Source organism: Amycolatopsis sulphurea (genome assembly GCF_002564045.1).
GTDB classification, from domain to species: Bacteria; Actinomycetota; Actinomycetes; order Mycobacteriales; family Pseudonocardiaceae; genus Amycolatopsis; species Amycolatopsis sulphurea.
The window spans coordinates 5,391,113-5,408,004 of record NZ_PDJK01000002.1; the positions used below are offsets into that span (position 1 = coordinate 5,391,113).

At 68.3% G+C, this 16,892-nt stretch carries 15 protein-coding genes; 9 read left to right on the forward strand and 6 right to left on the reverse strand.

The features are described 5' to 3' along the window. Nucleotides 1-3: 3 nt before the first annotated feature. From casB to ATK36_RS30610, 4 genes are all read right to left on the reverse strand, one after another. On the reverse strand, nucleotides 4-627 hold the full coding sequence (casB, locus tag ATK36_RS30595) for a type I-E CRISPR-associated protein Cse2/CasB (RefSeq protein WP_245915323.1): 624 nt from the start codon (nucleotides 625-627) through the stop codon (nucleotides 4-6). Continuing rightward, on the reverse strand, nucleotides 624-2,261 hold the full coding sequence (casA, locus tag ATK36_RS30600) for a type I-E CRISPR-associated protein Cse1/CasA (RefSeq protein WP_098514602.1): 1,638 nt from the start codon (nucleotides 2,259-2,261) through the stop codon (nucleotides 624-626). Before casA ends, casB begins: the two co-directional genes overlap by 4 nt. Next, nucleotides 2,248-4,983: a CRISPR-associated helicase Cas3' gene (cas3, locus tag ATK36_RS30605; protein WP_245915324.1), complete on the reverse strand. Its 2,736-nt coding sequence runs from the start codon at nucleotides 4,981-4,983 to the stop codon at nucleotides 2,248-2,250. Before cas3 ends, casA begins: the two co-directional genes overlap by 14 nt. A gap of 140 nt (nucleotides 4,984-5,123) precedes the next feature. Further along, complete coding sequence (locus ATK36_RS30610) at nucleotides 5,124-5,381, reverse strand: hypothetical protein (protein WP_098514604.1); 258 nt, start codon at nucleotides 5,379-5,381, stop codon at nucleotides 5,124-5,126. Between the two features lie 349 nt (nucleotides 5,382-5,730). Between ATK36_RS30610 and ATK36_RS33080 the strand changes: the two genes are divergently transcribed. From ATK36_RS33080 to ATK36_RS30635, 7 genes are all read left to right on the forward strand, one after another. After that, nucleotides 5,731-6,048 (forward strand): transposase, encoded by a 318-nt coding sequence (locus ATK36_RS33080; RefSeq protein ID WP_211291993.1) that lies wholly within the window; start codon nucleotides 5,731-5,733, stop codon nucleotides 6,046-6,048. A gap of 76 nt (nucleotides 6,049-6,124) precedes the next feature. Beyond that, nucleotides 6,125-6,394: a hypothetical protein gene (locus ATK36_RS33085; protein ID WP_245915325.1), complete on the forward strand. Its 270-nt coding sequence runs from the start codon at nucleotides 6,125-6,127 to the stop codon at nucleotides 6,392-6,394. A 259-nt stretch (nucleotides 6,395-6,653) separates the two neighbouring features. Then, entirely contained in the window at nucleotides 6,654-6,788 is a 135-nt protein-coding gene (locus ATK36_RS34335; RefSeq protein ID WP_281259104.1) for a hypothetical protein, read from the forward strand. Further along, nucleotides 6,785-8,002: a sarcosine oxidase subunit beta family protein gene (locus ATK36_RS30620; RefSeq protein ID WP_098514605.1), complete on the forward strand. Its 1,218-nt coding sequence runs from the start codon at nucleotides 6,785-6,787 to the stop codon at nucleotides 8,000-8,002. Before ATK36_RS34335 ends, ATK36_RS30620 begins: the two co-directional genes overlap by 4 nt. Before the next feature lie 17 nt (nucleotides 8,003-8,019). Next, a complete protein-coding gene (locus ATK36_RS30625; protein ID WP_098514606.1) occupies nucleotides 8,020-8,322 on the forward strand; it encodes a sarcosine oxidase subunit delta in 303 nt (100 codons plus the stop codon). Then, entirely contained in the window at nucleotides 8,319-11,099 is a 2,781-nt protein-coding gene (locus ATK36_RS30630; RefSeq protein WP_098514607.1) for a 2Fe-2S iron-sulfur cluster-binding protein, read from the forward strand. Before ATK36_RS30625 ends, ATK36_RS30630 begins: the two co-directional genes overlap by 4 nt. Beyond that, nucleotides 11,092-11,685, forward strand: a complete 594-nt coding sequence (locus ATK36_RS30635; RefSeq protein WP_098514608.1) for a sarcosine oxidase subunit gamma — start codon at nucleotides 11,092-11,094, stop codon at nucleotides 11,683-11,685. Before ATK36_RS30630 ends, ATK36_RS30635 begins: the two co-directional genes overlap by 8 nt. Before the next feature lie 441 nt (nucleotides 11,686-12,126). Here ATK36_RS30635 and ATK36_RS30640 read toward each other — a convergent pair whose 3' ends face one another. Next, complete coding sequence (locus tag ATK36_RS30640; protein WP_245915326.1) at nucleotides 12,127-12,795, reverse strand: GntR family transcriptional regulator; 669 nt, start codon at nucleotides 12,793-12,795, stop codon at nucleotides 12,127-12,129. A 174-nt stretch (nucleotides 12,796-12,969) separates the two neighbouring features. Next, on the reverse strand, nucleotides 12,970-13,545 hold the full coding sequence (locus tag ATK36_RS30645; protein WP_098514609.1) for a TetR/AcrR family transcriptional regulator: 576 nt from the start codon (nucleotides 13,543-13,545) through the stop codon (nucleotides 12,970-12,972). A gap of 143 nt (nucleotides 13,546-13,688) precedes the next feature. On the opposite strand from ATK36_RS30645, the gene ATK36_RS30650 reads away from it, so the two are divergent. Both ATK36_RS30650 and betA read left to right on the forward strand, forming a co-directional pair. Continuing rightward, entirely contained in the window at nucleotides 13,689-15,152 is a 1,464-nt protein-coding gene (locus tag ATK36_RS30650) for an aldehyde dehydrogenase family protein (protein WP_098515309.1), read from the forward strand. A 34-nt stretch (nucleotides 15,153-15,186) separates the two neighbouring features. Beyond that, nucleotides 15,187-16,842: a choline dehydrogenase gene (betA, locus tag ATK36_RS30655; protein ID WP_098514610.1), complete on the forward strand. Its 1,656-nt coding sequence runs from the start codon at nucleotides 15,187-15,189 to the stop codon at nucleotides 16,840-16,842. Nucleotides 16,843-16,892 lie beyond the last annotated feature (50 nt).

Here is a 16,892-nt window from a genome sequence, read left to right on the forward strand (position 1 = left end):
GATTCAGGGTGTGTCGGGGGTCTGGTCGGCAGTGTCCGGGGCCGGGGTTCGGTAGAAGCCGCGGCCCCAGCGCATGCGCACGGTCGATGCGCCGCCGGGTTTCTGCCAGAGCACGAGTTCGTCGGCCAGCAGCGCGTAATCCAGCGGCTGGCCTTGCCCTCGCAGCAGTTGCACGGTCCCGCGTAGGCGGTGCACGAGTTCGTCCACGCTCTCCGTGCTGCCCAGCGTGCGGAACCGGAGCAGGATCGGCGGGACCTTATCGCCGAAGTCTTGTGGGTGCAGCTGTCGCACCGCTCGCCCAAAGCCCCAGCCGCGCTGGTGCATGCGTTTCCGTTGGGACTGCTGGTGCACCGCGTAGAGCGTCAGCGCGGTGTGAGCGGCGATCTCCCCGACCGTGGGAGCGTCGGCCGAACCAGACGGGGCAAAGGCTTCCGACATCGTGTACTGGAGAATTTCCTGGACACTGCCGAAGGGTTTTCCCGCACCACGGCGAAGGCGGGCCAGCCCGGCGACCGCGGCCGGCCGGTTCGCCAGCATGCCTTCCTGAAGTGCCTGGATTCGAGTGTGGATTTCCTTGCCCACCGGGGATAAGGACAGCCAGCGGTCACTGGTGGCTTGCTGGGTCACGATGCCGCCTCGGAGTCGTCGTTGTAGGCGAAGGGGAACGCGTCTTTCACTGCCTTCCGGAAGTACCGGTCGGCGTGCGCGGAGGTCAGGAGATTCCCGTTGACGATCCGGCCCGCCCACGCTGTCATCGGCGCCTGCTCCAGTAGTTCGGCACCGAGCGCCCGGATTGACCGGTTGGCGGTGGTATGCCACGCCCTGGCGGCCTCGATCGGGTCGGTGCCGGCCCTCATGCCGCGCAGCCAGGTCCGGAACTCGATGTCGAGTGCGGCGTAACAGCGTTCGCTCGCTCGCGCGCGCGGCCCGTCCCGATCGTCCTTCCCGGCACCGGCCGCCGCGGCGAGGTTCGACGCCAGCCGGCTCACGGCCAGTGCGCCGTTCTCCGCTGCGGCGACACTGTCGAGCGCGGTCTGTACCAAAGCCCGGGCGCCACGGCTGATCAGGACCGACCGCAGTTCGATGTGATCGTCGAGGATGTCGGAGGTGGTGGAACTCTGTGCCCCATAGGTCATGCCGACGGTGTGCAGGCGCAGCGGTTGATCGGGGCCGACGATGTCCGCGACCTCGGCGACCCACTCCAGCACACCGGGGGACAGAAACGCAGCGGCTTCGCTGCCTTGCCCCTTTTCCGCGCCGGGCAGCAACGACTGCAGTCCACGCCATACCGCTCGCTCGGGCAGATGCTCTCGCGGCATGTACACCAGCGGCTGGCGCAGCTTCTTTTCCTGGGCTTGGCTGCGCCGCCAAGCCGTATGCGGCTCGACGAGATTCTTGTTCTGCGGGGTGGACCGTTCGCCGTTGCAGATCAGCACCGCGGTCACCGCGTTATCCTCGCGTACGAGCCGGATCCGCCGTGACTGCCATGTGTACAGGTCCACCGGGCCTTCCGGTGCGCGCCCGCCTTCCTGCTCCTCGGTCACGCCCGCGGGTTTTCGTTCCCACACCGGCAGGTCGATGGCGGGGTCGCGATGGAGGGAGACGGAATCGGCGGCGATCAGGTTCAGCAGCAAGGTTTCGCGCAGGGTCCGGCCTTCGGGCAATACTCCACCGAGGTTGCCCGACCAGCCCGTGCCGATCGGATATCCCTTGCCTCCCTTGACTCGCGGATCGCCTTCGGCGCCGGACTTGATGCCGGAGGGGTCGAACGCGTGGCAATGCACCAGCCACCGTGCCGCCTCGGCATAGGACAGCCGCAGCGGACCGCCGATGCGGGTGGTGAAGAACGGGTGGCCGTTGGGAACGTCGGCGATGAGCTTGTTCAGCTCCGACACCTCACCCTTGGCGGTGCGCAGTCCCGCTACCTGAAGGAATGGCGTCTGCGGGTGGAACAGGTCGAACCGGTCGCGATGTTTGGCCAGATAGGACACTATGGCGTCGGCAGGGAGCGTGTCCTGGGACCAGAGCTGCTCCCAGTGGTCCACGTCGCGCGGGCCGTCGATCGCGCCGTGCAGCACCGCCAGCAGCAGTCGTGTCAGCGCGAACATCTGCGTTCCGACCTCGCACGTCAGTCCGGATAACGTGTGGGCTTGGACCAAGACGTCCACAAGCGACAGTTCGAGCGGCTCGCCGGCCAGTGTCCGGACCGGCAGCCATGGCTGGTCGGTCAAGTCGAACGTAACGGGTTCAGCGTCGTTCATGGATCAGTCCTTCACTCGGGCTGTAGACCACCCGGAAGTCCGCCTTACCGTGTTTCACGATCGCGGTGCGATCCGGATCGAGTACCAGCACGAGCTGCCCACGGAGCAGCGGCGACGCCTCGAAACCAGGGAAGTGGTCGGCCTCCAGGGCGGTGATGACGTCGAGATCGACCCCGGGATGACTCATCCCCACCGGCAACCGCAGCGCGCAGGCTGCGACCACCTTGGCCTGCGCCGCCTCGATCGGCAGGTCCACCGGCAACGGCTGCCCGCCGCCACGCTCGATCCAGTCCGGAGTGGACACTCCACCTGCGCCGTCGCTTTGCACGACAAGAACTTCCAGAGACTCGGCGCCGTCGCGAACCTGCGCCACACCGCGGGGATCTTCGTCGGTGTCCCCGACTCCCGCGCGTACCCAGCCGACCAGTGAATGCCGGGTCGAGCCGACTTCGTCGAGCAGGAACGCCCGCGCCGCCTCCATCCGCCGCTCGGCACGGGTCTGCGCCTCGGCCGCGGCCTGTTCCATGGCCGGTTGCCATGCGTCAGGTCCGAGCGGATCCGGGCCGTAGGCCCGCTGTACCAGCGGAGCTATGTCAGCCGGTAGCGCCACCGTGTTCCGTTCGCTCAGCAGGGCCGACGACCGCAGCAGCAGATGCTCGCCGTAGACCCGCCGCGACCCCGCTACCGCCCGCACCGGCGTGCCCGCCCAATCCTCCACGCCGACGACCGCGCACCGCGGCAGCGTGACGCGCGGGGGCCGGGACCGTCCGTGGCGGTGCAGCCGCCCAAGCCGCTGCAACACCAGGTCCACCGGGGCGAGATCGGTGACCATCAGGTCGAAGTCCACGTCGAGGGACTGCTCCACCACTTGCGATGCCACCACGATGTGCCGTGCGGGCCGCTCACCGTCCGGCCCGAAACGTCGCAGCAGGTCCCGGTCGATTCGTGCCCTGTCGCAGGCCAGGAACCGCGAATGGTTCACCGTCACCTGGTCTCGGCCGAACTCCGCCTCCAGTCGTGCCGCAGTCTCCTGCACCCGCCCGACGGTGTTGCGCACCACGACCGCGCAGCCTCCTTCGGCAAGATGCTGCCGTAAGAACCGCACCAGCGTGTCCAGATCGTCGTCGAGACGGTCCAGCTGTACGCGCGTGCCCGGCTCCGGCAGCGGCAGGACCCGCGGCTGTGTCCCAGACGCGACGATCACCGGATACCCCAGCGCCGGCTCCGCCGGCACCGCACGATGTTCGTAGGCGGCCATCAGCTCGGCTCGGCGCTGCGCAGGCAGCGTCGCCGACAGCAGTACGACCGGCACCCCGTACGCACCGAGCCAGTGCAGCACTCGTTGCAAATATTGCGACATATAGACGTCGTATGCGTGTACCTCGTCGATCACCACGACCTTGCCCGCCAACGCCAGATGGCGCAGCATCAGGTGCCGGCTCTTCAAGCCCGCGAAGAGAACCTGGTCGATCGTGCCCACCACGAACGACGCCAGTACGCCTTTCTTCCGCCCTCGCAGCCACTGATGCGCCACAACCGGCGTCTCATCGCCGCGACCTGTCGCCGCGAACCAACCCTGGCGGACCAGCCCGTCGAACTCGTCATTCAACGAGGCTTTCCCGTGCGCGAGCGTCACACTCACCGCACCGTCACGGCCCGGCAGCGCGTCGAGCCACCGTCGTACCCGCGAGAACATCGCATCGGTCGTCGCCTGCGTCGGCAATGCGACGAACACCCCGTCTGCACCGGACTTCGCCGCCAGCTCCTCCGCCGCCAGCAACGCCGCCTCTGTCTTCCCGATCCCCATCGGTGCCTCGATGATCACCAGCCCCGGCCGTTCCAGCCCCGCCGCGATCTCGACCATGGCCTGCTGCACCGGCCGCGCCCCGGCCGACTCGGGCCGGAACCGTGCCCGGAAGGCACTGTCCACATCGGATCCAACTGGCAGCGCCGACCACCGGCGCGGGAGATCAAGCAGCTTCCAGCCCTGATCCACTCGCGCGGTCAAATCCATCTCAACCGGATCCTCGTGCGCCTCCATCAATGGAAACAGCTCGGAGTTCGACGCGATCCAGTCCGCGAGGATCACCGCGGCGGTCAGCAACGACAACACCGGCCGGCTCAACCGCTTTTCGCTGTAGGCAGCCAAATTGATGTCCCCGGCCGCGCGATCGAGAAAGAACCGCCGCGCTTGCTCCCATGCCCCGTCACCGACGAGTTCGGGATACTCCGCGACCGTACGCAGCACCGTCAACTCCGGCGGAACTCCGTGATGACTGCCCACCACGCTGCCCAACTGCTCCGCGATCACCCGGCTTTCCGGACCGCAGACCGCGAGCACGTGATCGCGGACCACCAGATGCCCCACCAACTCGTGTCGCACTCGGCTTCGCTGAGGATGCGTCAGCAACCCGGGCGCTGCGACAATACCCGCGCGCCGCATCCGATCCGCCAACACTGGCACTTGAACGGCAAACGCCGGGCTGGCCTTGCCGACGTCGTGGACCCGCGCCAGCCACACCAGCAGCGCGCGAACTCCGTCGTGTCCGCCCGGGACTTCGCGTGCCAACCTGCTGATGGTCTGCTTCGACAGCCACTCGTCCACCAGGCGGGCGGCGACCGCACCGGAATCGTCCAGGTGCTGTCGCAACGGCAACCAGTGCGTGACCCGGCCATGCTCATCCAGCACAGACTTCGCCCACACGACACGGGGATCCACCACGTCGCCTAACACCCCCTCGAAGTCGAGATGACACCACGGAACTCTTTGGACAAGAAACGGATCGGACGGAGAAGCCGTTACAGGCCTCACCCGCCGGTGTGATTGCTGAAGGCGCCCGGCCGGGTGGCCGGGCGCGCTGATCACTCGATCAGTCGATTAAGGAACTGGGCAGTCTTCATGATCAGCGGGACGAAAGCGGCTGCTCCCGCGATGATCGCGGTGGCCATCGCCTTCGCCGGTGACAGTGCGGCAGATGCGAGCATCCAGGTGAGCACCGCGACGCCGATGGACGGAACCGCGCTGATCACGGCGGCGGAGATCGCGATGAGCAGCGTTCGGGCGGACATGAACGCCGGTGGGCGGTCCCGCTGCGGAGGCTTGGCGGGGCTCGTTACCATAGGGGTACTTCCTCTCCTGGCAAGGTAGGGAAGAAGAGCGGCCCCCGCTCCAACGGGGGTCGCTCGCTTTATGCGCGAGCGACTTCGCCACTCTCCTTTCGATCGATCCAGCACCCTGCTCACGCAGGGAAGACGCTCTGCTGCACTGCAATGCTGCACGCAGGGCAATGGAACACCTCCGCGGAGCCGTGGAGAACCATCGTCGGAGCCGTGGAGAACCATCGTCGAGGAGAGTAGCGGTTAGTGGGTCTTGGTTGCAAGTTATGAGCTGAACTCAGGGCAAGTTTCCTAGACCCGAGAGGTCCCGCCGGACGCGGAGCGAGGCCGACTGTGCTGAGCACGGGCGTAGGTGCACGGTCACGAGACCGTCCGCGTCACCCGAGGACCAACAGCGCTGACCGGGAACTTCGGAGAACACCACGCCTTCCTCTGCCGGATACACCTGCAACGCATCGATCAACTCTCCACCGCGATCGTGGCGTTGTCGGCGCGGATCGAGGAGGAGATGCGCCCTTTTGCCCGCCAGCTTGAGCAGTTGGCCAGCATCCCCGGAGTGGGGCAGGCCACCGCTGAGGTGATTATAGCCGAGACCGGCGGCGACATGACCCGCTTCCGCACTGCCCGGGCATCTTGCTTCGTGGGCTGGGCTCTGCCCCGGGCACTATGAATCCGCCGGGAAACACAAGAGCGGCAAGACCCGGCACGGCAACCGGTGGCTTGGTGCCGCGTTGGGCACTGCCGCCATGGCCGCCTCCCGCACCAAGGACAAGACCTACCTCGGTGCCCGCTACCACCGCCTGGCACCCCGGCTGGGTAAGAGGAAAGCCTTGGTCGCCGTGGAACATTCGATGCTGACCGCTGTGTGGCACATGCTCACCAACAACGCTGACTACCACGACCTCGGCGGTGACTACTTCGCCCGGCTGGACCCCGAACGCGCCATGCGCCGTATCACCCGCCAAGCCAACGCCCTGGGGTTCACAGTCCGCTTCGACCCCATCCCGGCAGCCTGACCGCATCAGCCAAGACACAGGTGACCACCGGCTGTAGGCCGGTGGTCACCCCGACGTGCCCCAGTCACGCCTTCGGTCGCCGGTAATTTTCGGGTCAGAGTCCGTGAAGGGACCCTTCACGGCTTGCCCCGGGCTGGGGAGGTCTGTCGGGAGCTTCCCGGGTGACCGATCGGCTGTTGACTCCGCCGGACCGGCGCTCTAGCCTCGAATCCAACTGATATATCAGTCCGTCGAAGTGTGATATACGAAAGGTGGCCGCATGTCCGCACCGGTTGACCGTCCGGGCGTCGCCGATGCCGGGCCAGGGCTCGGGGTGCCGCTGGCGGTGGCGGATCCGGAGATGCACGTGGTGCCGCCCGAGCGGCACCCGCTCTACCCGGGGGTGGCCGGATGACCACGCAGCTGCCGGACCACCCGGACTTCCTGTGGCGCAACCCCGAACCGAAGAAGACCTACGACGTGGTGATCGTCGGCGGCGGCGGGCACGGCCTGGCCACCGCGCACTATCTCGCGAAGAACCACGGCATCACGAACGTGGCGGTGCTGGAGAAGGGCTGGCTCGCGGGCGGCAACATGGCCCGCAACACCACGCTGATCCGCTCGAACTACCTGTGGGACGAATCGGCGGCGATCTACGAGCACTCGCTGAAGCTGTGGGAGGGGCTGGAGGAAGACCTCGGCTACCCGATCCTGTTCTCCCAGCGCGGCGTGCTCAGCCTGGCGCACACCGAACAGGAGGTGCGGGACTCGGTCCGCCGGGCGGAGGCCAACAAGCTCAACGGGATCGACGCCGAGTGGGTGACGCCCGAGCAGGTCAAGGAGATCTGCCCGATCGTCAACATCTCCGACGATATCCGCTACCCGGTGCAGGGCGCGACGTACCAGCCGCGCGCGGGGATCGCGAAGCACGACTACGTGGCCTGGGGGTTCGCGCGCCGCGCCGACGAGGCGGGCATCGACCTGATCCAGGACTGCGAGGTCACCGGGTTCACTGTGGACGGTGACCGGGTGACCGGCGTACGCACGAGCCGTGGCGACATCGGCGCGGGTACGGTCGCGTTGTGCGCCGCGGGGCATACGTCCGTGCTCTTGGAGATGCTGGGCGTGCGTACGCCGCTGCAGTCGCATCCGTTGCAGGCGCTGGTGTCCGAGCTGTTGCAGCCGGTGCATCCGACCATCGTCATGTCGAACGCTGTGCACGTGTACGTCTCACAGGCGCACAAGGGCGAGCTGGTGATGGGCGCGGGTATCGACACGTACAACGGTTACGGTCAGCGTGGCGCCTTCCACATCATCGAGCGGCAGATGGCCGCCGCCGTCGAGCTGTTCCCGGTGTTCGCTCGCGCGCACCTTCTGCGGTCGTGGGCCGGAATTGTGGACGTCACGCCCGACGCGAGCCCGATCGTCGGGCACACGCCGTACGAGAACGTGTTCCTCAACTCGGGTTGGGGCACGGGCGGGTTCAAGGCCACGCCCGGCATCGGCTGGTGCTACGCGCACACCATCGCGCACGGCACGCCCCACCCGTACGTCGCTCCATTCGCCCTTGACCGCTTCGAGACCGGCGCGCTTGTGGACGAGCACGGCGCGGCCGGTGTCGCCCACTGACCCCAGCGAGGACAACCATGCAGCTGATCGATTGTCCGTGGTGCGGCCCCCGCGAAGAGGTCGAGTTCCACTACGGCGGCCAAGCCAGCGTCGCGTACCCGGAGACGCCGGCCGAGCTGTCGGATCGGGAATGGGCCGAGTTCGTCTTCTACCGTGACAACCCGAAGGGGCCGTTCACCGAGCGCTGGAGTCACGCGGCCGGTTGCCGCAAGTGGTTCAACGCAGTGCGTGACACCCGCACGTACGAGTTCCTGGCGACCTTCCGCCCCAGCGACCCCGAACCAGCCGTCCTGCGCCGCGACGAGGAGGTGTCGGCATGAGCCGCGTCGCGGGGTACGGCCGCGTGGATCGGGACCGGACGCTCACGTTCACTTTCGACGGCCGCACCTACACCGGTCATCCTGGTGACACCCTGGCGTCCGCGTTGCTGGCGAACGGCGTGCACTTGGTGGGCACCAGCGTGAAACTGGGCCGCCCGCGCGGTATCGGGGCGGCCTGGACCGAAGACCCGACCGGGTTGGTGCAGATCGAAAAGCCTTTCCCTGAGCCGATGCTGCAGGCCTCCGTGGTCGAGCTGACCGACGGCCTGGTTGCGTCCGGAGTGGACGGTCACGGCTGGCTGGCCGATACTGCGGACCCGGCGCGGTACGATCGCAAGCACGTGCACACCGACACGCTCGTCGTGGGCGCAGGCCCGGCGGGTCTGCTCGCGGCCCGCAGCGCCGCGAGAGCGGGGGAGAGCGTGGTGTTTCTCGACGACCGAGTGGAGCCTGGGGGCACGCTCACCGGCACTGAGGTTATCGACGGGCGGCCGTCGCGCGAGTTCACCGCGGACGTCGTCGCTGAGCTGGCGGCGAATCCGCAGGTTAAGTACCTGCCGCGGACTACAGCGTTCGGCCACTACGACGACGGCTTCGTACTTGCGCTCGAACGCCGTACGGACCACCTGGGCGCCGCAGCGCCCGCACACCGCGCGCGTCAGCGCGTACATCGGATCCGCGCGCTGAAGGTGGTTCTCGCGACCGGGGCGATCGAACGGCCGGTGGTGTTCGACGACAACGACCGTCCGGGCATCATGCTCGCGTCGGCCGCGCGGGACTTCTTGCACCGGTACGGCGTGCTAGCCGGGCGTGAGGTGGTGGTCTTCACGACCGACGACGCGGCGTACGTCGCCGCCTGCGACCTCGCGGACGCTGGGGCCGCAGTAACCGTGCTCGATGCGCGTGACCGCACTCCGCAGGAGCGGGAAGCCAGCTGCGTCGCCAAGGGGATCACCGTACGTCCGTCCACGGTCATCACCGGCACCGAAGGCGCTGAACGGATTACCGAGGTGCTCGCGCGCACTCCGGATGGTGATCTCCGGATCTCCGCGGATCTGTTGCTCGTCTCCGGTGGCTGGAACCCCGCAGCGCATTTGTTCAGCCACATCAAGGGAGCGCTCCGCTACGATCCCGCGCTCGGTTCGTTCCGGCCTTCTGGGACGCTTCCCGGAATCACCGTGATCGGCGCCGCCGACGGCACTTTCGACCTTGCCGACGTACTGCGTGACGGCGCGGGAGACGAAGCCCCGACCGCCGCGCCGGAACCAGCGCGTACGCCGACGAAGGTGCTGTGGCGGACCGAAGGGGACCAGACGCAGCAGTTCGTGGACATTCAGCGCGACGCCACCGTCGCAGAGCTGGCGCGCGCTGTCGGGGCCGGTATGCGGTCAATGGAGCACGTCAAGCGCTACACGACCGTTGGCACTGCGCATGACCAGGGCAAGACCTCCGGCGTGCTCGCGTCGGGCATAACGGCGGAGCTGCTCGGTACGGACATCGCTGAGCTGGGTACGACGACTTTTCGCCCGCCGTACACCCCAGTCGCCTTCGCGGCCTTGGCCGGTCGTGAGCGCGGCGCGCTGTACGACCCGGTGCGGGTCACAGCGCTGCACGCCTGGCACGTCGCGCGAGGCGCGGTGTTCGAGGACGTGGGGCAGTGGAAGCGCGCCCGCTACTACCCGCTTCCCGGCGAAGACATGGACAGCGCAGTCCTACGCGAGTGCGCGGCCGTACGTGACGGCGTCGGCATCCTCGACGGTTCGACGCTCGGCAAGATCGACGTACAGGGTCCCGATTCGGGCGTGTTCCTAGACCGCATGTACACGAACATGATGAGCACGTTGAAGGTCGGCCGGGTGCGGTACGGCGTGATGTGCCACAACGACGGCATGGTTTTCGACGACGGCACGGTGCTGCGCCTGGCGGAGAACCGGTTCTTCGTCACCACCACGACCGGTAACGCGGCCCACGTGCTCGATTGGATGGAGGACTGGCTGCAGACCGAATGGCCGGACCTGCGCGTGTACCTCGCGTCGGTGACCGAGCAGTGGGCGGTCTTCCCTGTCGTCGGCCCGCGCGCACGGGACGTCATCGGCACGGTGTTTCCCGACGTGGACGTGTCGAAGGAGGAGTTCCCCTTCATGTCCTGGCAGGACACCACGCTCGACGGTGTCCCGGTGCGGCTCGCGCGCATCTCCTTCTCCGGTGAGCTGGCGTGGGAAGTCAATGTGAGCGGCTGGTACGCCCCGGCGCTGTGGGAGCGGCTGATGGCTGCGGGGGAGCCGTACGGCATCACGCCGTACGGTACGGAGGCGATGCACGTGCTGCGTGCGGAGAAGGGCTACCCGATCATCGGGCAGGACACCGATGGCACGGTCACCCCGCAGGATCTCGGGATGAGCTGGGTGGTGTCGAAGAAGAAGGAAGACTTCCTCGGCAAGAGGTCGTTCTCCCGGGCGGAGAACCGGAATCCGCTGCGCAAGCAGTTCGTCTCCCTGCTGCCGACCGACCGGCGTACGCGGCTGCCCGAAGGCTCGCAGATCGTCGAGCGCTGCGACGACGGCCGGCTGCCCGCACCGCCGGTGCCGATGCTCGGGCACGTCACTTCCAGCTATCACAGCGCCGCGCTCGCCCGGCCGTTCGCGCTCGCGCTGGTGAAGAACGGTCACGCCCGCGTCGGCGATCTCGTGCACGTCCCGGTGGACGGCGTGCTGGTCGAGGCGGAGATCGGCGCGACCGTGCTCGTGGACCCGGAAGGAGCCCGCCGCGATGGCTGAAGTCCTGTACCCGGCACATCCCCTGTCGGCCTGGGCTGAGGCGCTGGACGAGCTGTCCCGCGCCGGGCTCGGCCTGACCGTCACGCCGGAACCTCCCGTGGCCGCCGTGGACGTCCGGCTCGAAACACCCGGCCCGGGCGGGGACGCGCTCGGCCGGGCGCTCGGCACAGCGCTGCCCCTGATTCCGAACACCTGGACACATACGTCAGATGGTCAGCTCATATGGCTGAGTCCGGACGAATGGCTGGTCACCGCCGAGGACAGCAGGCCCGACGAGCTGGAAAGCGAACTACGCTGGATCGTGTCCGCCTACGACGGCGCCGCTGTCGACGTTTCCGCGCAGCGAACCACCCTCCGGCTGCGCGGCCCGCGTGCCCGGGACCTGCTGACCTTCGGCTGCGCACTCGACCTGCGGCCGTCGGCCTTCCCGGCGGGTTCGGCCGCGCAGACCACGGTCGGGCGGGCCGGTGTGCTGCTGCTCGCGCTGGGCGATGAGGACCTGCGGGTGTTCGTACGCCCGTCTTTCGCGGGGTACTTCGTCGAGTGGGTTCTCGATGCGGCGCAGGAGTATCGGGCGGCGGGCTGAGTCTGGTTTGTGGTCTTAGCCGGGGTTGCCGAGGAGTGCCTGCCTCATCTGGGTACGCATTTGACGCGGGTGTTCGTGCGTTGCCCTCGGGCGGAGCGATGGGCGAGGTCGCGCCGTTCATGTCGGGTGCTCAAGCTGTGAAGGGGCCCTTCACAGACTCAGAGTCCGTGAAGGGCCCCTTCACAGACCTTTACAGACCTTCCCGGACCTCCGCGGTCGGCGCAGGGCCCCTCACACCGACTTTGCCGACACCCTGGACGCAGTCCGTGAAGGGTCCCTTCACAGCCGGTGGCGCGGCTGGGGTGGAGGGCCGCCGCTGGTGGTGGCATACGCTGCCGTGCCGGACCGGCGTACGCGCTGACGCGGGTGTTCGTGCGGCCGCCACTGTCGGGGGCAGGACGGATCGACAGTGGCGGACGGGGCCGTCGGTTGGTGGCGCGGTCAGATGATCGCCCGGACCGCCTTCTCGAACCCGGTCACGTGCGCCAGCGCCAGCCGCGCGGACTCCTCGGCCTCCCCGTCCGCGATCGCGCGGAGCAGGCCGACGTGCTCGCCGATGTGGCGGTCGAAATGCACCATCCGCTCCAGGAACAGGCAGAAGATCCGGGTCGCGAGGTTGTGGTAGCGGACCAGGCTGTCCTCCAGATGTGGATTGCCCGACGCCCGGTACATCGCGCGGTGCACCTGCAGGTCCCATTCCATCAGCTCGCGGCGGCCCATGGCGCGCACGTCGCCGTCCTCGATCCGGTCGGCGAGGGTGGCCAGGTCGAGCCGGACCCGCTCGGTGGCGCTGACCGCGGCCCGGCGCGCGGCGAGTGGTTCGAGCTGGACGCGGATTTCGGAGATATAGGCGAGATCGGTGATGTCCACCGCGGTGGCGAACGTGCCGCGCCGCGGATACGAGATCACCAGCCGGTCCAGCTCCAGCCGCTTCAACGCCTCGCGCACCGGTGTGCGGCCGATGCCGATCTGCTCGGACAGCGCACTGTCCTCGATCGGCGCCATCGGCGGGATGTCGAGCATGATCAGCTGGTCCTGGATCTCCCGGTAGGCGCGGTCGGCCAGCGAGCGCGGCCGCGAGTCCGGATCGGCGGCGGGTGCCTTGGTCACCCGATCATTCTAGCGCACTGAAAACCAACCGATGTGCCACTCGCCCCCATGCCGGATATGAGTAGTACAAGACTCATATATTACACCTGCCTTGGCGGTGTGAACCGGTTCCCGTGCCTCGCGTCAAGGCTGTGAAGGGCCCCTTCACAGCTTTTACTGACAACGGAGCGGAGGCTATTCCGCGAAGGGGCCATGTACCGCGCGCCGGAACAGAGCTTCGACTTCGCCGGCCGACGGTGCGGGGTCGGCGAGCGCGGTCTGGATCAGCAGCCCGCAGAAGAGCCCGGCGAGCATCCGCCCGGTGAGCGGGTCGGTCCAGGAGCCGAAGAGGTCCACCAGCGCCTCGTCCCACGCCGCGCTCGCCGGGCGGAGGCGCGGACGGTGCAGGGCGGCCACGTAGAGGTCGTACTCGACCACGGTGCTGCTCTGCTCGTCGCGAAGGTAGCTCATCACCAGATTCGCCAGCGCCACCGCGAAATCCTCGTCCGGCGAGAGGGACGCGGCCCAGGTCCGGAGGCGTTCGACGTTGGCCGCGGCGGCCTGTTCCAGTGCCACCGCCAGCAGATCGTCCAGAGTCGAGAAGTGGTAGGTCGTCGAGCCGAGCGGGACGCCGGCGGTGGCGGCCACGGCGCGGTGCGTCAGGCCGTCGATCCCGCGCGCGCCGACCACCTCGATCGCCGCGCGGGCGATGCGTGCGCGCCGGTCCGGGTCGTTCGGGCCGCGCCGGACCCGGGAAGTGCCGGAGGTCATCGCGGGGATTCCCCTTTCTGCCGGGCGTGATCCTACCGGGTCCGCGTGGACAGCTGTACATACTTTAATGTACAAACGTACTTACTGTTTCGGGCCTACTGTCGCCGGGCCTGTGCTGCGCGACGAACCAGCTGGTGGAGCCGATGACCGACCTTTTTCTCGACGGGGTGTGGAGCGCGGGCAGCCGTGGCAGCACCGAAGTGCTCAACCCCTTCGACGCCTCGGTGCTGCAGCAGGTGGCGCTCGCCGGGCAAGACGACGTGGACGCCGCCGTCACTGCCGCGCGGCGAGCGTTCGGCGACCCTGGCTGGTGGGCCACCGGCGCCGGTGACCGCGCGGCGCTGCTGCACCGGATCGCGGACCTGCTGCAGCGCGACCGGGACGAGCTGGCCAGGGTGGAAAGCCTCGACACCGGCAAGACGCTGACTGAGGGCGGCATCGACGTGGACGATGTGGTGGCGGTCTTCCGCTACTACGCGGCGGCAATCGCGGCGGACGCGGGCCGGGTGGTGGACACCGGCGATGCCTCAGCAGTGAGCCGGATCGTGCACGAGCCGGTCGGCGTCTGCGCGCTGATCGCGCCGTGGAACTACCCACTGCTGCAGATCTGCTGGAAGATCGCGCCGGCGCTGGCCGCGGGCAACACGATGGTGCTCAAGCCGAGCGAGGTCACCCCGCTGTCGACCATCCGGCTGGTACGGCTGCTGGAAGAGGCCGGGGTCCCGGCCGGGGTGGTGAACCTGGTGCTCGGCCCCGGCGACGTCGGCGCGATGCTGACCGGGCACCCGGGGGTGGACCTGATCTCGTTCACCGGCGGGTTCGCCACCGGCGAGAAGATCATGGCCGCGGCCGCGCGCGGGGTGCGGCGGGTCGCGCTGGAACTCGGCGGCAAGAACCCGAACGTGGTCTTCGAAGACGCGGACTTCGCCACCGCGGTGGACTACGCGCTGGCCGCCGCGTTCGTCCACTCCGGACAGGTCTGTTCCGCGGGCGCCCGGCTGATCGTGCAGGAAGGCGTGCACGACCGGTTCGTCGCCGAGCTGGCCGCGCGTGCGGACCGCATCCGGCTCGGCAGCGGGCTGGACCCGGCCACCGAGTGCGGGCCGCTGGTGTCCGAGCCGCACCGGGCGAAAGTGGAGCGCTACATCGCCGGTGCGCTTGAGGACGGCGCGGTGCTGCGGGCCGGCGGGGGCCGTCCGCCGGAACCGGAGCTGAGCAAGGGATTCTTCTTGCGGCCCACGGTGTTCGACCGCTGTACCCGGGACATGGCAGTGGTCCGCGAGGAGGTGTTCGGCCCGGTGGTGACGGTGGAGACCTTCCGCACCGAGGCGGAGGCGATCGAACTGGCCAACGACACCGACTACGGCCTCGCCGGCGCGGTCTGGACGGCCGACGCGGGGCGGGCGCAGCGGGTGGCCGGGGCCTTGCGGCACGGCACCGTGTGGATCAACGACTACCACCCGTACCTGCCGCAGGCGGAATGGGGCGGGTTCGGCAAGTCCGGGGTCGGCCGCGAGCTGGGACCGTCCGGTTTGGACGAATACCGGGAGAGCAAGCACATCTACCACAACATCGACCCGGCGCCGCAGCGCTGGTTCGCCGGCTGACCCCGTCCGCGCAGACCACCGAGGAGAAACGCTCGTGAGCAACGAGAATTACGATTTCGTCATCGTCGGCGGGGGTTCGGCGGGGTGCGCGCTGGCCAACCGGCTGTCCGCGGATCCGCGGAACAAGGTGCTGGTGCTGGAGGCGGGCCGCAACGACGCCAAGTGGGACGTGTTCATCCACATGCCCGCGGCGCTGACCTTCCCGATCGGCAGCAGGTTCTACGACTGGGGCTACCGCAGCGAGCCGGAGCCGCACATGCACCGCCGCCGCGTCTATCACGCGCGGGGCAAGGTGCTCGGCGGGTCCAGCAGCATCAACGGGATGATCTTCCAGCGCGGCAACCCGATGGACTACGAGCGCTGGGCCGGCGACGACGGAATGTCCACATGGGACTACGCGCACTGCCTGCCCTACTTCCGGCGGATGGAGAACTGCCTCGCCGACGCCCCGGACGGCAAGTGGCGCGGCCACAGCGGCCCGCTGGAGCTGGAGCGCGGCCCGGCGACGAACCCGTTGTTCCAGGCGTTCTTCAACGCTGCCGAGCAGGCGGGCTATCCGCGTACCGACGACGTCAACGGCTACCGGCAGGAGGGCTTCGCGGCGTTCGACCGCAATGTCCGGAAAGGACGGCGGCTGTCCGCGGCCCGTGCCTACCTGCATCCGGTGATGCACCGGCCGAACCTGACGGTCAAGACGCACGCGTTCGTTTCGCAGATCCTGTTCGAGGGCAAGCGGGCGATCGGCGTGGAGTACGCGCAGGGCCGGTCGGCGCCCAGTGAGGTGTACGGCAGGGAGATCATCCTGTGCGGCGGCGCGATCAACACGCCGCAGCTGCTGCAGCTGTCCGGCATCGGCAACGCCGCCGAACTGGAGCGGCTGGGGGTGGACGTGGTGCACGATCTGCCGGGGGTGGGGGAGAACCTGCAGGACCACCTGGAGGTCTACATCCAGTACGCGTGCAAGCAGCCGGTGTCGATGCAGCCTTCGCTGGCGAAGTGGAAGCGCCCGCAAATCGGCGCACAGTGGTTGTTCCTGCGCTCCGGCCCGGCGGCCACGAATCACTTCGAGGGCGGCGGTTTCGTCCGCAGCAACGACGAGGTCGCGTACCCGAACCTGATGTTCCACTTCCTGCCGGTCGCGATCCGCTACGACGGCTCGGTACCTGCGGGCGGGCACGGCTACCAGGTCCACGTAGGACCGATGTACGCCGACACGCGCGGCACCGTGAAGATCACCTCGACCGATCCGCGTAAGCACCCGGCGCTGCGGTTCAACTACTTGTCCACCGAGAACGACCGCCGCGAATGGGTCGAGGCGGTGCGGGTGGCGCGCAAGATCCTCAACCAGCCCGCGATGAACCCGTTCAACGACGGCGAGATCTCGCCTGGCCCCGAGGTGGCCACCGACGAGCAGATCCTCGACTGGGTCGCCAAGGACGCGGAAACCGCCCTGCACCCCTCGTGCACGGCGAAAATGGGCTCGGACGCGATGTCCGTGGTCGACCCGGGCTCGATGCGGGTGCACGGCACCGAGGGGCTGCGCGTGGTCGACGCGTCGGTGATGCCCTACATCCCGAACGGCAACATCTACGCGCCGGTGATGATGACCGCGGAGAAGGCTGCGGACTTGATCCTGGGCAACACGCCGCTTGCGCCGATCACGGAGCCCTTCTACCGGCACCGGGGCTGATCCGGCCCCGGGAAATGCTGTGAAGGGGCCCTTCACGGACTCAGAGTCCG

Excerpts from the sequence above, each read along its gene's own strand:
- casA (WP_098514602.1), bottom strand. The coding sequence starts at position 2,261 with ATGAACGACGCTGAACCCGTTACGTTCGACTTGACCGACCAGCCATGG.
- ATK36_RS30610 (WP_098514604.1), bottom strand. The coding sequence starts at position 5,381 with ATGGTAACGAGCCCCGCCAAGCCTCCGCAGCGGGACCGCCCACCGGCG.
- ATK36_RS33085 (WP_245915325.1), top strand. The coding sequence starts at position 6,125 with ATGGCCGCCTCCCGCACCAAGGACAAGACCTACCTCGGTGCCCGCTAC.
- ATK36_RS34335 (WP_281259104.1), top strand. The coding sequence starts at position 6,654 with ATGTCCGCACCGGTTGACCGTCCGGGCGTCGCCGATGCCGGGCCAGGG.
- ATK36_RS30620 (WP_098514605.1), top strand. The coding sequence starts at position 6,785 with ATGACCACGCAGCTGCCGGACCACCCGGACTTCCTGTGGCGCAACCCC.
- ATK36_RS30625 (WP_098514606.1), top strand. The coding sequence starts at position 8,020 with ATGCAGCTGATCGATTGTCCGTGGTGCGGCCCCCGCGAAGAGGTCGAG.
- ATK36_RS30630 (WP_098514607.1), top strand. The coding sequence starts at position 8,319 with ATGAGCCGCGTCGCGGGGTACGGCCGCGTGGATCGGGACCGGACGCTC.
- ATK36_RS30635 (WP_098514608.1), top strand. The coding sequence starts at position 11,092 with ATGGCTGAAGTCCTGTACCCGGCACATCCCCTGTCGGCCTGGGCTGAG.
- ATK36_RS30645 (WP_098514609.1), bottom strand. The coding sequence starts at position 13,545 with ATGACCTCCGGCACTTCCCGGGTCCGGCGCGGCCCGAACGACCCGGAC.
- ATK36_RS30650 (WP_098515309.1), top strand. The coding sequence starts at position 13,689 with ATGACCGACCTTTTTCTCGACGGGGTGTGGAGCGCGGGCAGCCGTGGC.